The sequence below is a fragment of the Qipengyuania mesophila genome (genome assembly GCF_019711655.1).
GTDB classification, from domain to species: domain Bacteria; phylum Pseudomonadota; class Alphaproteobacteria; order Sphingomonadales; family Sphingomonadaceae; genus Qipengyuania; species Qipengyuania mesophila.
This window is the reverse complement of sequence record NZ_JAIGNU010000001.1, coordinates 1,187,909-1,203,278: the sequence shown is the minus strand read 5'-3', so window position 1 is coordinate 1,203,278 and position 15,370 is coordinate 1,187,909. Positions and strand designations below refer to the sequence as shown.

Sequence of the window (15,370 nt, the reverse complement as noted above, 5' to 3'; positions counted from 1 at the left end):
CTAGGATGGCGGGCAGAAGGAGAGACGAGCATGTGCGACGAAAAGGATCTCGCCCGCTGGGCAAGGGGCGCCGTCAGCCGGCGGACATTCGGTGCGGGAGCGATCGCCGCGGGGGCCGCGGCCTGCGCGCCGATCGAAGGAACGGCGGGAGAGAGCAGTCCCGCCCCGCTGGCCGAGCGCAAGGTCAGTTTCGCCATTGCCGACGGCACGATGGATGGCGAATTCTTCCATCCCGCCACGGGCAAGCACCCCGGCGTGATCCTGTGGCCCGACATCGCCGGCATCCGCCCGGCCAAGCGCCAGATGGCCCGGCGGCTCGCCAAGGAAGGCTACGCGGTGCTGCTGGCAAATCCCTATTATCGCGATGTCGCCGGACAGCAGTTTGCCGACTTCGCCGATTTCGCCGGGCAGGGGGGCTTCGAGAAGGTTACCCCATGGCGGCAAAAATTCACCGTCGATACTATCGTCAGCGATACGACAGGATGTGTGGAGTGGCTGCTCGCCCAGGATGCGGTCGACGGCACCCGGGGCATGGGCGCGCAGGGCTATTGCATGACCGGCAGCTTTGCCCTCGTCGCCCCGGCAGCGCATGCATCGATGATGGCCGGGGCCAGCTTCCACGGCGGCGGGCTGGTCCGCGAGGGAGAGCGGAGCCCGCATCGCATGATGCGGAAAGGTGCGCATTATCTCGTCGCCATCGCGAAGAACGATGACGCCAAGGCGCCCGGCGACAAGACTGCGCTGCGCGAGGCAGCAGCAGCCGTGGGCGCCGATGCCGAGATCGAGGTCTATGGCGGCGATCACGGCTGGTGCGTGCCCGACTCGCCGTCCTACGACGAGCCCGAGGCCGAACGCGCCTGGGCGCGATTGCTCGCGCTCTACGCCAAGGCGCTGTAATGCGCTTGATGCCTGGCCTCGTCGCGCTGGCGCTGGCCAGCCCGGCTGTGGCGGACGATTTCGCACCCGATTGCGCCGCAGCGAGTGCCTTTCTTGACGAGGCAGTCGCCGCCGGGAGGACCGTTGGTGCCTCGGCGCTGGTCTGGCATCATGGCGAGGAGGCCTGTTTCGTCAGCGCCGGCGATGCGGTGCGCGAAGAGGACCGCCCCTTCGCGCGCGACACCCTGGTCCAGCTCTTCTCGATGACCAAGCCGGTCACCGGCGTGGCGCTGATGCAATTGTGGGAGCAGGGCCGCTTCGGGCTCGACGATCCGCTCGAATGGTATCTGCCCGAATATGCGGCGACCGAGGTGCTGACCGGCGAAAGCGAGACCGGCGAGGCGATCACCGCGCCGCCGCGACGCAAGATCACCATTCGCGACGTGCTGCGCCACACCGCCGGTTTCAGCTACGGGCCGTGGGGGCCGCCGCAGAATGCCTCCGACCGCGCCTGGCTCGCGCTCGAGCCACTTTCCTCCGAGAACACGCTGGCCGAGTTCTCGCGGAAGCTGGCGCAGGTCCCGCTGCTCTACGAGCCGGGTGCGCAATGGCACTACAGCGCCGGGGTCGACGTGCAGGCGCGGCTGATCGAGGTGCTTTCGGGCGACCCCTTCGTCGACTACGTCCGGACGCATATCTTCGAGCCGCTCGGCATGAAGGACAGCGGCTGGAGGCGCTCCGAGGCGGATCTCGCCCGGCTCGCGCGGATCTATGTCCAGGGCGAGGGCGGAGGTTTCACCCCCATGCCGCGCGACGCATGGCTCGAGGCCAATTTCGCCGGCAAGCCGATGACGATGGGCGGGTCGGGCATCGTCGCGCCGATCGACGATTACATGCGCTTCGCCCGCATGCTGCTGGGCGAGGGCGAACTCGATGGCGTGCGTATCCTGCAGCCCGCGACCGTACGCCTGATGGCGACCGACCAGCTCGACCCGCGCATCGCGTCCGAAGATCGCTGGTTCCTCCCGGACAAGGGCAATGGCGGCTTCGGCCTCAATGTCTTCGTACGCAACGGCCCGCCGCTGACGCCCGACGAGAATCGCGGCACGCGCGGCGAATTCTTCTGGGACGGGCTCGCCTCGACGCTGTTCTGGGTCGATCCCGCACAGGACATGGCAGTGGTCTTCTTCACCCAGAAGATCGATTTCGACGGGAGCCTGCACCACGATATTCGTCAGGCCGTCTACGGCGCCGACTATACCGGCCCCGAGTAGCCTACCGCTTTCGCTTGCGGCGTGCCCGTCCGGCGTTACGATGAAGCCCAGATAGGAGGGTTGTCATGCTCGAAGGTTCGCTGGTCCTGATCCTGCTGGTGCTGGTCGCCGTGCTGTTCCTGATGATGGGCGTGCGCGTGGTGAAGCAGGGTTATGTCTACACCATCGAACGCTTCGGCAAGTTCACCAACGCCGCCGATCCGGGCCTACACCTGATCGTCCCCTTCATCGACCGGGTCGGGCGCAAGATCAACATGATGGAGCAGGTGCTCGACATTCCCGGGCAGGAGATCATCACCGCCGACAACGCCATGGTCGGGGTCGATGCGGTGGTCTTCTTCCAGGTGCTCGACGCGGGCAAGGCAGCCTACGAGGTGGCCAATCTCTACCAGGCGATCATGGCGCTCACGACCACCAATCTGCGCACGGTGATGGGGTCGATGGACCTCGACGAGACGCTGTCGAAGCGCGACGAGATCAACGCCCGGCTGCTCAGCGTGGTCGATCACGCGACGTCGCCCTGGGGGATCAAGATCACCCGCGTCGAGATCAAGGACATCCGCCCGCCGCTCGACATTTCCGAGGCCATGGCGCGGCAGATGAAGGCCGAGCGCCTCAAGCGCGCCGAGATCCTCGAGGCGGAAGGCGACAAGACCAGCTCGATCCTGCGCGCCGAGGGGCGCAAGCAGTCGGCCATTCTCGAGGCCGAGGGCAAGCGCGAAGCCCAGTTCCGCAATGCCGAAGCGCGCGAACGCGCGGCCGAGGCCGAGGCACGGGCGACCGAGATGGTCTCCAACGCGATCGCCAGCTCGGGCAATCAGGCGATCAACTATTTCGTCGCGCAGGAATACACCAAGGCGGTGGCCAAATTCGCCGAGAGCCCCAATGCCAAGACCATCCTCTTCCCGGTCGAGGCGACGCAGCTGATCGGTTCGCTGGGCGGGATCGGCGAACTGGTGAAGGGCACGTTCGACCAGGGCGAGCGAGCGGCCGATTCGGGCACGCCGATTGCCGAACCGCGCGAGCGGACGCCGGTACCCCGACCCAGCGTTCCGCGCTCGCGCGACAGCTAGGGCTGGCGAATGGACGGCATAGACACCTACTGGCTCTGGCTGATCGCCGGTCTCGCGCTGGCACTGCTCGAAATGATCGTGCCCGGCGTCTACCTGATCTGGCTGGCCATGGCCGCGCTGGCGACCGCCGTGCTCGCCTTTGTCTCCGACCCGCCGATCGCTATGCAGGTCATCGCCTGGGTCTCGCTCTCGCTGATCTTCGCCTTCTCGGCCAAGCGCTGGTTGCGTGACCGTCCGATCGTCTCCTCCGACCCGCTGCTCAATAACCGCGCCGGGCGACTGGTGGGCGAGATCGCGCTGGTGACCCAAGCGATCGAAAGCGGCGCGGGCCGCGTCAAGGTGGGTGACAGCGAATGGATCGCGCGCGGCGCCGATGCCGCAGAGGGAACGCGCGTCCGCATTACCGGCAGCCGCGGTGCCGAACTTCTGGTCGAACCGGTGGCGCTGCTCGGCGGCGAGGGCGCCGCCTAGGCCTGCCTCACGCGCTCAGCCGGTCGGCGAAGCGGCCGTGCTTGCGATAGCGCACCATCCACCTCTCGAGAAACAGGTCGAGCGGCTTGGGCGTGATGCCGAACTTGTCGAAGCCGGGGAATTCGCCCGAGGCCACATTGCCCTGCTTCAGCAACTGCCACTGATCGCCGTTCATCGGCGTGCCGGGCAGCGCGGCGAACAGCGCGGAGAGCGCATCGGGCATGGGCAGGAAGCTGCGGTGGCGGTGCTGCGCCGCGGCGATCGCCTCGTTGATCTCCATCATCGTCAGCGTTTCGGGGCCGGTCAGTTCGAAGGTCTTGCCGCCGAAGCTGCCCGGATCCTCGAGCGCGAGCACCGCCGCCTCGGCCACGTCGTCGACATAGACCGGCTGCAGCTTCGCCTCGGGCGCGAAGACCGGCAGCAAGGGAAGCGTCGAAATCAGCCCGGCGAACATGTTGATGAAAGTGTCGTCCTTGCCGAACAGGATCCCCGGGCGCAGGATCGTCGCCGAGGGGAAGGCCGCCAGAACGCGTTCTTCGCCGAACTTCTTCGCCGCGGCATATTCGATCTCGGTGTCCTCGTCGGGCTCGGCGGCGATCGCGCTGACATGGACGAAGGCGCCGGCGCCTTCGCGCGCCGCGGCCTCGGCCATCCAGCCCGGCGCTTCGCCCATGATCCGGTGCAGATTGCCGCTGAAGGTACCGACGAGGTTCACCACCGCATCGGCGCCCGCAATGCAGCGCTCGACCGACCGGCGGTCGGCGGCGTCGCAACGCGCGAACTGCATCTGGCCGAGATTGGCGAGCGGCTTCAGCTTGAACGCATGGTCGGGATGGCGGCTGGCGATCCGCACGCGCGCGCCGCGCGCCAGCAGCGCCTGCGCCACGTAATTGCCGATGAAGCCGCTTCCGCCCATCAGCACCACCAGCCTGCCGTTCAACGCGCCGCTTTTCGCCATGGTATTCGCCTGATTCCTCGAAGGTGTCTTTCGCGCTGCGCCCTAGCCCCAACATTCGTCCAACCGCAAGCGTTCCGGCGCTGACGAAAGGCGTTGACAGGGTGCGTCTGCCTTCGCTAGTGGCCCGCGCCTACCCGCAGCCGAGCTTCGATGACCGGCCAGCGACAGTGTGCCCAGATGGCGGAATTGGTAGACGCACCGTCTTCAGGTGGCGGCGCTCGCAAGGGCGTGGAGGTTCGAGTCCTCTTCTGGGCACCATTTGTTCTTCTCACGTTCTCCCAAATAATCTATAAAACCCGCAGAAATCCTAGGGATTTGGCCCTTGGATCGTTCCGGATCGTCCCGCCTGTTCTCGGGGGTTCCAGACACTTTTGTGGGCCTTTTGAGGCCGTTTCGCAAAGGCCCAGATGAAAAGGCCCCCACATGCCGCTGACAGATACTCGTCTCCGCGCACTCAAGCCCAAGGATAAGCCGTACAAGGTAACCGATGAGCGCGGCCTATATGTTGAGGTTACGCCGACCGGCAGCAAACTTTGGCGATTCCGATACCGGATCGGCGGTGCGCAAAAGAAGCTCTGCATCGGCAGCTATCCCGACATCAGCCTCAAGCAAGCGCGAGACGCGGCCTACGAGGCGCGACGAGCTGTTGCTTCAGGGGGCGACCCGGCTTTTGAGAAGCGGAAGCGGAAAATCCGCGCGGAGTTCCTTTCTGCACAGACGTTCGAGGCAGTCGCGCGTGAGTATATTGAACAGATGATGGTCCAGAATGGCCGCGCCGATGGCACGATCGTCAAGGCCAATTACTTCCTCGATAAGCTTGCGCCTGCCATCGGGAACCGACCCATCAACGAGATCGAGCCGTTCGAAGTCCTGGCTCCCCTTAAACGGCTGGAAGCCACCGGTAAGCACGAGACTGCGAAGAAATGCCGCTCGTTCGCCGGCCGCGTGTTTCGCTATGGTGTTGCTACCACCCGCTGCAAATCCGATCCGACCAGTATGCTGAAGGGCGCTCTCGTAACGCCGAGAGCCACGCATTATGCAGCAATCCTCGAGCCCACCGAGCTAGGCGGGCTACTGCGCGCAATCGACGACTTCACTGGCTACATGGTGACGAAGTTAGCTTTGCAGATAGCGCCGCATGTGTTCGTACGCCCCGGCGAACTCCGGCACGCCGAATGGCATGAGATCGACCTTGTCGATGGGGTCTGGAAGATCCCTGCCGGTAAAATGAAAGCGCGCCGAGCGCATGCCGTCCCGCTTTCCAAGCAAGTTAGAAGCTATCTCACAGATCTGGCCGAGATGCTCGGCCGCGAAGGATATGTTTTCCCATCTGCGCGCAGCTCCAAGCGTCCCATGAGTGAAAACACGCTCAATGCCGCTTTCCGTCGCATGGGATACTCGAAAGAAGAAGTCACCGCGCACGGACTCCGGGCGACGGCATCGACATTCCTGAACGAGTCGGGACTTTGGAATCCGGACGCAATCGAGCGTGCCCTAGCACATGGTGACAGCAATGTTGTGCGCGGCATTTACCATCGCGGCAAGCATTGGGACGAGCGTGTGCGAATGGCTCAATGGTGGAGCGACTACCTCGATGAGCTCCGGACAGGAGGAAAGGTCATCGTGGGAAAGTTTGCGAAGGGTTGATCGGAAGAACGAATTTCTTCTCAGCCAGTGCAGGATTGAAGGCTCAGGACCAGCCCTATCAGGGACACTGACGCGAGCAAGGCGAACTCAATTCTGATGCCCCAGACCTTAAGCCACTTCCGCATCGTGCCGAGCCTCAGTTCGTAGAGCTTTGGCAGCTAAGCTGATCGAAGCGGTCAGCAACAGTCTTCCACGTTGCCATGCCTGCCTCGTCCCCTTCGTTGGATAGCCGCTGGATTTGCTGCGCGATATACGCGGTTCCCTCTTCGCCATGGTTCTTTTCGACCCAGAGCGCGACGGCCCACAATTCCTGATCGCGGTTCAGCACCATGGTTCACGTCTCCCGGTCCAGGTTCGCGCCAGGCCTTCGCTGACCAGCTGATCGCCAAGCGAGCGGCCGCCGCGCGTTACAACCCGCAATTTGCGACCGTACTGATCCTCGTCTCTGCTACCGATGGTCCTCAGTTCAAAGGGCCCGCCATTCAGCAATTCGACAAGGCGGTGCGTCGCGCGCATGCCGAGCTGGTATTCATAGTCGCAACGAGGCTCGCTGATCTCGGGAGTGTCGATGTCGGCAATCCGGATCTTCACGCCATCAAGCCAGAAAGTATCTCCATCCACGACGCATGTGCGCCGGATGGATCCGCAGATGTCGAATTGTGGGGAGCTTGCTTGCTGGAATAAAGCCTGAGGCTGATGATCGTCGTTAGCAAGGCTGGCATCATGGACTGGCCAGTTGAGTGCCAGCATCCCTCCAGCAAATACGATCGCGAATGCTCCCAAACCCAACGAGATCTCCTTTCTCAGCTTCCGGCGCTTCTGTGCCTTCAACGCCTTGCGAAAGTCGAACGGCTCACCGGGGGTCTCATTCACTGGCGTTGTCCGTCTTCATTCCGGCACATGATTTCAGACGATAGCCGGAAATCAGGTAGTTTCGTCAATTGTACGTACCAATTGCTTGCCAACGTCCCAACACAGACCGGACATATTGCGGCGTTTCACCATTGTTGGGAATGCCGCGTGATCGGGAGACGGCACCTGGGCCAGCATTGTAAGCAGCCAAGGCCAGGTGGACTGCGTCGAACCGGTCCAACATATCGCGAAGGTACCTGGCGCCACCGTCGATCGATGCAAGAGGGTCATGACGGTTCCGGACGCCCAGTTCTCTCGCCGTGGCCGGCATAAGCTGAGCCAGCCCGGCAGCACCGGCTGGGCTAACAGCCATCGGATTGAAGCGGGACTCAGCCCAAATAAGAGCACGAAGCAGGTTGGTCGGAAGCCCGTAACGGCGTTCAGCCTCGGCTATCGCCGCCATATACAAGCCTTCCCGGTAGGATACGTTTGCTGGCTCGGCCTGGTAGATTGCAGGAAGATATTCCCTTGCCGGCTGCTGGTCCGTCTTCGGCGGAACGATCGCGTGCTCGAACAAGGTGAAATCCTGGGCGCGGACTTGCTGAGAGGAGGTCGCGATCATCCCCAGGCAGGCGACCGCTATCGCGGTCCGACAATTGAGAGAGGTCATCTCGAGTGGTGCTCCATTGATTCGAATCACAATGGAACATAAATAGAACATATGACTGTAGGAAACCTGTGAATGCCTGCCTTCGGGAGAGGAAAGGAACGCTGATGGGGGGGCCACTTTGCATGCTGAGGAGCTCGCATGTCCCTGTCTGTCCAAACTCATCCCAACCGGTCGCTTGCCGAGACCGCCCGTCGCATTTGCGAATCGCGAGGGGGCAAATGGTCCGGCACAAAGGGCATGGCCTGTTGCCCCGCGCATGATGACCGCACGCCGTCACTCGGTGTGTCGCTCGGCCGACAGGCCATCCTCTTCCACTGTTTCGCGGGATGCGATCAGCAGAGCGTGCTGGCTGCTCTGGCGCGTGAAGGTTTCGAGGCACCGGCGCTTTTTTCAGGTTCTGCGACCACCAACGAACCCGAATCGACCAGCACCCGCAAACCCTCGGCGGTAGCGCTGAGGATCTGGCGCGATGCACAGCCACTGCGTGCTAGTCCGGCAAAGGCATATCTTGAAAGCCGCGGCATCCTCGCCGCATCTCCGGCGCTCCGCTTCCATCCACGAACGCCGCTTGGCCCGAAAGGACGGGCCCGCTTTCTGCCCGCCATGATCGCGGCAGTCAGCCTCGACGAGTGCCCGATCGCCATCCACCGCACGTTCCTGTCTACCGAGGCTTCAGGCAAGGCCGCTTTCGAAAAGCCGAAACGCGCGCTCGGCGCGCTCGGTGAAGCTGCTGTCCGCCTCTTCGCTCCGGCCTCCGGCAAGCTCGGCCTCGCTGAGGGCATCGAGAGCGCAATGTCGGCCTATGCTCTCACCGGCATTCCCGTCTGGGCGACCCTGGGCAATGAGCGCTTCGGTCTCGTCAGCGTGCCTGAAAGCGTGACCGAGCTTCACCTCTTCGTCGATCAAGATGCTGGCGGCGAGCTGGCCGCGTCGCGTGGCTTGGCCGCTTATGCCCGCGATGGGCGGACGATCCACGTTCGCAAACCATCCTCACGCGACACCGACTGGAACGATGAACTTACAGCATGGCTGCGCCGCAAAGCGGCGCGGTAGAGGAGAGAGAGCTTCTCTAATTCCTGATCCGGCAGAGGGCGTGTCCCGATGCCCTCATCAGGAGGACGAATTGCCATGTTTCAGTCAGACCTGTTTCCCGCCGGCGAGCAACAGTCGTCAGTGCCATTGGCTTACGCCGTCGGCGCCAGGATTGCCGAGTTTCTCGCTTCGGGACGTCACCTTTCCCGCGCCGATATCGCCGGCCTGTTCGCCGAGGAAACCGGCGTCATGGACTGGGGAAGCGCCTGGACCATCGATGACCACAACAACGCGGTCGAGATCGGCGCACTGCTCTGGCTGCGAGAGTCCTCACGGATCGATCTGGCGACGAACGTGCACGAAGCCGAAGCGCGGTTCGACTGGCTCAAAGCAGCCTTGCCGCCACGGCACGTGCGCAGCGAAGCACAGGTCGAGCTCCAGCAGTTCTCGACCCCGCCGATGCTGGCCTGGCTGATGGCGAAGGCTGCGGCTCTCTCCGCGCGTGACACGCTGCTCGAACCCTCCGCCGGCAATGGTGCCCTTGCTCTCTGGGGTTGGCTCCAGAACGCCTCGTTAATCCTCAACGAGATTGATCCGGCGAGACGAGACAACCTGGGCCACATCTTTCCTTCGACCGCGACCACCGCGCATGACGGGGAACTGATCGCCGACCTACTTCGCGGCCCGGTTCCATCGGCCGTGTTGATGAACCCGCCATTCGCCCGCAGCCGGGAACGCGGCAAGGACGGCGAGACGGCGCAGCGCCACCTGCGCAGCGCGATCCGGGCCACTGCCGGAGCCGCGAGGATTGTCGGCATCATGCCCGATGGCTTCGATGCTTCCACGTTCGCCAAAGCGCAGGGCGAAGCATCGCTGTTGCTCGATGTGCGCTTGCAGCAGGTGTTCCGCCGCACCGGGACTGGTATCGCCGTTCGCTTGGTCGTCATCGACAAGACGCAGACTGCGTCCTCGCCTGCGATCATCGGAGATACTGTCGACCTCATCTTGCTCCACGAGCTTATCACTGCGCTTCCGCCACGCGTACAGACCTCCGCCAACATCCATCGCCTGCCGCTCGGCAAGCCAGTGCGCCTCGTTTGCAAGACTTCGACCCAAAGCGCGCTGGTTCGGCCGGTGGCGCCGTTCGCCGCGACACCAGCAGCCACGGCGAATGCGATTGACCTTGCCTATTCGGTTCTCGCCGACCCCGCGCCGGTGCCTGAACAGACCGGAATTTACCTGCCTTACCGGCCCAGTCGCATCGCGTTCGAGGATGCGCCGGTCCATCCTACCCCGCTCGTGGAATCGGTCGCCATGGGTTCGGTCGCGGCGCCCCAGCCGGATGTTAGCCCGCGCCTTCCCGCAAATTGGCGGGCCGATGGCCTTCTGTCCGAAGCGCAGTGCGAGACACTGGTCTACGCTGCCCAGGCATTCGCGCGCGATCTTCCGGGCCGGTTCAAGGTCAGCCAGGAAGGCACCGCGCTGGAACTGTCCGAAGATGGTCACGAATACCGCCAGGGCTTCTTCCTTGGCGACGGAACCGGAGCGGGCAAGGGACGACAGATCGCCGCGGTCATCATGGACCGCTGGCTCGCCGGCGAGCGTCGCCATATCTGGATCACAAAGAACGAGGCGCTGCTCGAAGATGCGCGCCGCGACTGGGAAGCGCTTGGCGGGCTGCCGCTCGATCTCCAGCCGCTCTCGCGCTGGAAACTTGGCCACTCCGTAACGATGTCCGAAGGCATCCTCTTCGTCACCTACCCGACGCTGCGCTCGGGGCGCGCCGAGGATACGCGGCTCGACCAGATCCTTGCCTGGGCGGGCGAGGATTTCGACGGCGTGATCGCTTTCGACGAAGCCCACGCCATGGCCAATGCGCTCGGGGGCTCATCAACCCGCGGCAAGGTCAAGGGCTCCGAACAGGGCATGGCGGGTCTGAGGCTGCAGAACCATCTGCCGCGCGCCCGCGTGCTCTACGCGTCTGCCACTGGCGCTTCGGATATCGCCAACCTCGGTTACACCTCACGGCTTGGTCTCTGGGGACCCGAGACCGCCTTTCCGACCCACGAGGCGTTCATGACCGAGATCCGCGCTGGCGGCGTCGCGGCGATGGAGCTCGTCGCCCGCGACCTCAAGGCCCAGGGACTCTACGTTGCCCGTGCGCTGTCCTTCGCCGGGGTCGAGTACGAAATCCTCGAGCACAGCCTGACCGATGCACAGGTGCGGATATACGATTCCTATGCCGAGGCCTGGGCAATCATTCACCGCAACCTCGAAGCTGCGCTCGAAGCAACCCGCGTGGTCGACGAGGACAGCGGCGATACACTCAATCGCAACGCCAAGGCTGCGGCGCTCTCAATCTTCGAAGGTACCAAGCAGCGCTTCTTTGCCCAGCTCCTGCTCTCGATGAAATTGCCTAGCCTGATCCCTGCAATGGAAGCGGCGCTTGGCGAGGATCATTCGGTTGTCGTGCAGCTGGTCTCGACCGCAGAGGCCATGCTCGACCGACGCCTTGCCGACCTTACCGTGGAAGAACGCGAAGCGCTCGATATCGATCTCTCACCGCGTGAATACGTCATCGACTACCTTACGAAGAGCTTCCCGGTACGATTGATGCAGGTCTTCGCCGACGAGGACGGCAATCTTCGCTCCGAGGCAATGAGCGACGAGGAGGGCAATCCCGTTTTCTGCTCGCGTGCTATCGCCGCGCGCGATGCACTGATCGAACAGCTCTGTGCGCTGCCGCCTATCGCCACAGCGCTCGATGCGATCATCGAGCACTTCGGGACCGAGGCGGTGGCCGAGGTCACGGGCCGGACCCGCAGGCTGGTCCTGGGCCGCGATGGTCAGCAGCGCCTCGAACGCCGGAGCCCCAGTGCGAATGTCGCCGAAGCGCAAAGCTTCATGGAAGGGACCAAGCGCATCCTGGTCTTCTCGGATGCCGGCGGTACGGGGCGTTCCTATCATGCCGACCTCGGCTGTCGGAATCAGCAACGCCGGGTCCATTTCCTGCTCGAGCCGGGCTGGCGCGCCGACAACGCCATCCAGGGGCTTGGTCGTACGAACCGCACCAACCAGGCCTCGGCCCCGCTGTTCAGCCCGGTAACCACCGACGTGAAGGGCGAACGTCGGTTCATCTCGACCATTGCCCGCAGGCTCGACGCATTGGGCGCGCTGACGCGCGGCCAGCGCCAGACCGGCGGTCAGAACCTGTTCGACCCGGCCGACAATCTCGAAAGCGACTATGCGCGCGATGCGCTCAGCCGCTGGTTCCAACTGCTCTATGACGGCAAGCTCGAAGCCACGAGCTTCGGTAACTTCGTCGAGCGCACCGGCCTCCGGCTTGAAAGCCCCGATGGCGGGCTGACCGACAATCTCCCCACCATCCAGCGCTGGCTCAACCGCATTCTCGCGCTACCGATCGCGCTTCAGAACGCGATCTTCGATGAGTATCTCGGCCTCGTCGAAGCGCGGATCGAAGCGGCGCGCGAAGCTGGCACGCTCGATCAGGGACTGGAGACCGTCAGGGTCGATCACTTCACGGTCCTCGCCGATGAGCTCCTGCGCACCGACCCCGTGACCGGAGCCGAGACCCGCCTCGTCTCGCTAGAAGTGACGAGGCACCTTCGGCCTCTAAGTTTGCAACGCCTGGTGCGGATGCACGAGATTGGCAGCCCGCACGCGATCCCGATGCGCAATGCGCGCTCGGGCAAGGTCGCACTGTCGGTTCCTGCCCGGCGCCTCATCGCCGACGACGGGGCCGTGATCGAACGCCGACGCCTGCTGCGACCGCTCAAGTCCGCAAACTGGACGCTTGAGGCACTCGGTGAAAGCCATTGGGAAGATATTGGCGTTACCGCATTTACCAGCGCCTGGCGAACCGAGGAAGAGGAGGCCGCCGCTTCACCTGTGACCGAGCGCGTCCATCTTGCCACCGGACTGCTGCTTCCGGTCTGGAAGCGACTGCCCGGCGATCATGTTCGGGTCACCCGGCTCGTTGCCGAGAACGGCCAGTCGATCATTGGCCGCGAAGTGCTCGATATCGATCTCGCTGCAATCGCCGAGACCTTTGGACTTTCCGGAGTTACCGGACCAGCCGCAGAGCAGATCGGTGAGCTCGTCATCGCCAGCGGCAAGCCGCTGGGCCTCGCAAGCCACGATGCCCTGACCGTGAAACGCTCGCTGGTCGGAGGCGAACAGCGCCTTGAACTGACCGGGTTCTCGCCCGACCGGCTCGACTGGTACAAGAACAAGGGCTGCTTCACCGAAATCATCCGCTACCGCACGCGGCTATTCGTGCCAGTCTCCGCAGCCTCGTCGGTCCTCCACGCGCTTGCCGCCTGATCCCTCGGGCAGACCTCATTCTCAGAATGAGAGTGGAGGGAGCCCTTTGGGCTTGTGGGCCTTGTGATCCTCACCTGCGCCTTCATTCCATCAGGAGAACACCCATGATTCAGTCGATCCCCCTGAAGAAGCTCGTTCCGAGCCCGCGCAACGTTCGCAAGTCGAGCGATGTGCTCGCCGACCTCCAGCTGCGTGCAGACATTGCTGCGCGAGGCCTGCTGCAAAACCTCGTCGTACGCAAAGGAAAGCGCGGCAAGTTCGAGGTCGAGGCCGGCGGTCGCCGTCTCGCCGCGCTGCAGGCGCTGGCCGAAGAGGGCACCTTGCCCGAAAGCCATGAGGTCACTTGCCTCGTCATCGAAGGCGAGGAAAGCGATGTGCGTGAGGCCAGCCTTGCCGAGAACTTCCAGCGTCTGGCGATGAACCCCGCCGACGAGGCGCAGGCCTTCGCTTCTATCATCGATGCGGGGGCTACGACCGAAGACGTGGCGCGCCGCTTCGGTCTCACTGTCCGTTTCGTCGAAGGACGTCTGCGCCTGGCCTCTCTCGCGCCTTGCGTCTTCGAAGCGCTCGCCGAAGGTGCGATCACGCTCGACATGGCCAAGGCCTATGGCGCGATTTCCGACGTGGAGCGCCAGGCGCATGTCTATGCCGAGCTGCAGGACGCCTGGTACCAGATCACGCCTGACACGATCCGCCGCATGGTGCTCGATGCCACGGTGCGCGGTTCCGATCCGCGCGCTGTTCTCGTGGGACGCGATGCATATATCGCCGCAGGTGGCCGGATCGAGCGCGAACTGTTCGACGATGATGCCAGCGAGAGCTGGATCGATATCGCCCTGCTCGAAAACCTCGCACACAAGGCCATGGACGAAGCCGCAGAAAAAGCCGCGCTCGAATATGGCCTTGCCTGGGTTCGGCCGACCCTTGGCAACTATGTCAGCCATGACCTTGTTGAAGGTCTCGGCCGTCTGCCATGCGAACCTGCACCGATGACCGAGCAGGAAGCGCAGGAGCTCGGCGAGCTCGAGGCCGACTACGACCGCGTCGCCGCCGTGCTCGAAGACGAGGACAGCGCAGAGGACGAGGTCGCCAAGGCCGAACAGGAACTCGTCGTCATCGACCGCGCCATGCGCGCGCTCAACGACCGGCCGCCGGTACTCGCCGACGAACTGAAACAGGAGGCCGGTGCCTTCCTCGTCCTCTCGCGCAATGGCGAGCCGACACTGGTCCCGCAGTTTTACACCGAGACCGAAGTCGTCGCCGACGAAGGTGTGGTCGAGACCATCGAGGAAAGCGGAGCGGTGAAGACCAAGGGGAGCGCGCTGTCGCAGCGTCTTCTCGACGAGCTCGCAATGCAGCGCCGCGACATCCTGGCCATCCATCTCGCGAACGATCCCGCACTGGCGCTTGACTTCATGGTCTTCACGCTCGCCGATGCCGATGGGCACGACTGGCGCGCCAAAAAAGCATCGACGCTGGTCGGATCGGTCGCCTCCGGCCCGGTCACAGGGTTTGAGGCCAAAGATGCGCCAGCAAGCGCTGCTCTGGCCGAGTTTGCCGTGTCGCTCGATGAAAGCTGGCGCGCTGGCGAAAGCGACGTGGAACGGTTTGCAAGGTTCCGGGCGCTTTCCGACGAGGCGCGCTCTGCGTGGCTTGGCCATGTCGTTTCGCGCACACTCGTTGCCAGTCTCGCCTGCGAAGGCGAACGCTCGGTGCCGCTGCACGAGGCGCTCGGCTCCCTCCTCGAAATCGAGGCAGCGCATTGGTGGCGTCCCACTGCGAACAACTACTTCGACCGGGTGGCCAAGGCCCGCACGCTTGAAGCGCTCGATGCCGCTGGTGGTCCAGAACTGGTCAGTCGCTATGCCGCCTCGAAGAAAGCAGAGCTGGCGAGCGCTGCTGAGCGCATTTTCTCGGGCAACTTCATCGGCGAGGCAGATATCAAGGAACGGGCGCTGGCCTGGGTGCCTTCGATCATGCGTTTCGCCAGTGCCGAGGAAGTCCAATTGACCGGCCCCGAAGGAGACGAGGCGGTCAACGCCGAAGAAGCTGACGAAATTGCCGAGCAGGCCGCCTGACCCCTCCTGACAGGTCCAAGTCACTCGGTAGGCGGTCCGTCCCATTTGGGACGGGCCGCCTTTTCGTGTTTTTCCATTGCGGCGTCCGACACGAT

The 15,370-nt window shown here is 63.8% G+C and carries 12 protein-coding genes and 1 tRNA gene; 9 read left to right on the top strand and 4 right to left on the bottom strand.

Features of this window, described 5'->3' with window-relative positions; genetic code table 11:
- The first annotated feature begins 30 nt into the window (after nt 1-30).
- The 4 genes from K3181_RS05995 to K3181_RS05980 all read left to right on the top strand — a co-directional run bounded on the left by K3181_RS05995 (nt 31) and on the right by K3181_RS05980 (nt 3,694).
- A complete protein-coding gene (locus K3181_RS05995) occupies nt 31-897 on the top strand; it encodes a dienelactone hydrolase family protein (RefSeq protein WP_221601687.1) in 867 nt (288 codons plus the stop codon).
- Entirely contained in the window at nt 897-2,150 is a 1,254-nt protein-coding gene (locus tag K3181_RS05990; RefSeq protein WP_247714871.1) for a serine hydrolase domain-containing protein, read from the top strand. Before K3181_RS05995 ends, K3181_RS05990 begins: the two co-directional genes overlap by 1 nt.
- 65 nt (nt 2,151-2,215) lie before the next feature.
- Nucleotides 2,216-3,223 carry an SPFH domain-containing protein gene (locus K3181_RS05985; RefSeq protein WP_247714870.1) on the top strand — a complete coding sequence of 336 codons (1,008 nt, stop codon included), beginning with the start codon at nt 2,216-2,218 and terminating at the stop codon, nt 3,221-3,223.
- A 9-nt stretch (nt 3,224-3,232) separates the two neighbouring features.
- Entirely contained in the window at nt 3,233-3,694 is a 462-nt protein-coding gene (locus tag K3181_RS05980) for an NfeD family protein (RefSeq protein WP_221601685.1), read from the top strand.
- 7 nt (nt 3,695-3,701) lie between these two features.
- Here the strand turns inward: K3181_RS05980 and K3181_RS05975 are convergent, their stop codons facing one another.
- On the bottom strand, nt 3,702-4,652 hold the full coding sequence (locus K3181_RS05975) for a complex I NDUFA9 subunit family protein (protein ID WP_221601683.1): 951 nt from the start codon (nt 4,650-4,652) through the stop codon (nt 3,702-3,704).
- Nucleotides 4,653-4,823: 171 nt separating this feature from the next.
- Here K3181_RS05975 and K3181_RS05970 point away from each other — a divergent pair.
- Nucleotides 4,824-4,910: transfer RNA gene (locus K3181_RS05970), tRNA-Leu, on the top strand.
- Nucleotides 4,911-5,075: 165 nt separating this feature from the next.
- The gene (locus tag K3181_RS05965; RefSeq protein ID WP_221601673.1) at nt 5,076-6,299 is read left to right on the top strand and encodes a tyrosine-type recombinase/integrase; all 1,224 of its coding nucleotides are present in this window, start codon (nt 5,076-5,078) and stop codon (nt 6,297-6,299) included.
- A gap of 136 nt (nt 6,300-6,435) precedes the next feature.
- Here the strand turns inward: K3181_RS05965 and K3181_RS05960 are convergent, their stop codons facing one another.
- From K3181_RS05960 to K3181_RS05950, 3 genes are all read right to left on the bottom strand, one after another.
- The gene (locus tag K3181_RS05960; protein ID WP_221597101.1) at nt 6,436-6,630 is read right to left on the bottom strand and encodes a DUF6961 family protein; all 195 of its coding nucleotides are present in this window, start codon (nt 6,628-6,630) and stop codon (nt 6,436-6,438) included.
- On the bottom strand, nt 6,621-7,172 hold the full coding sequence (locus K3181_RS05955; RefSeq protein ID WP_221597102.1) for a thermonuclease family protein: 552 nt from the start codon (nt 7,170-7,172) through the stop codon (nt 6,621-6,623). The genes K3181_RS05960 and K3181_RS05955 overlap by 10 nt, the downstream gene beginning before the upstream one ends.
- A gap of 64 nt (nt 7,173-7,236) precedes the next feature.
- Nucleotides 7,237-7,821 carry a lytic transglycosylase domain-containing protein gene (locus K3181_RS05950; protein WP_221597447.1) on the bottom strand — a complete coding sequence of 195 codons (585 nt, stop codon included), beginning with the start codon at nt 7,819-7,821 and terminating at the stop codon, nt 7,237-7,239.
- 138 nt (nt 7,822-7,959) lie between these two features.
- On the opposite strand from K3181_RS05950, the gene K3181_RS05945 reads away from it, so the two are divergent.
- The 3 genes from K3181_RS05945 (at nt 7,960) to K3181_RS05935 (ending at nt 15,275) form a co-directional block, all read left to right on the top strand.
- Nucleotides 7,960-8,874 (top strand): DUF7146 domain-containing protein, encoded by a 915-nt coding sequence (locus tag K3181_RS05945; protein WP_221601670.1) that lies wholly within the window; start codon nt 7,960-7,962, stop codon nt 8,872-8,874.
- A gap of 75 nt (nt 8,875-8,949) precedes the next feature.
- Complete coding sequence (locus K3181_RS05940; RefSeq protein ID WP_221601668.1) at nt 8,950-13,197, top strand: strawberry notch family protein; 4,248 nt, start codon at nt 8,950-8,952, stop codon at nt 13,195-13,197.
- A gap of 104 nt (nt 13,198-13,301) precedes the next feature.
- Nucleotides 13,302-15,275: a ParB/RepB/Spo0J family partition protein gene (locus tag K3181_RS05935; RefSeq protein WP_221597105.1), complete on the top strand. Its 1,974-nt coding sequence runs from the start codon at nt 13,302-13,304 to the stop codon at nt 15,273-15,275.
- The last annotated feature ends 95 nt before the right edge of the window (nt 15,276-15,370 follow it).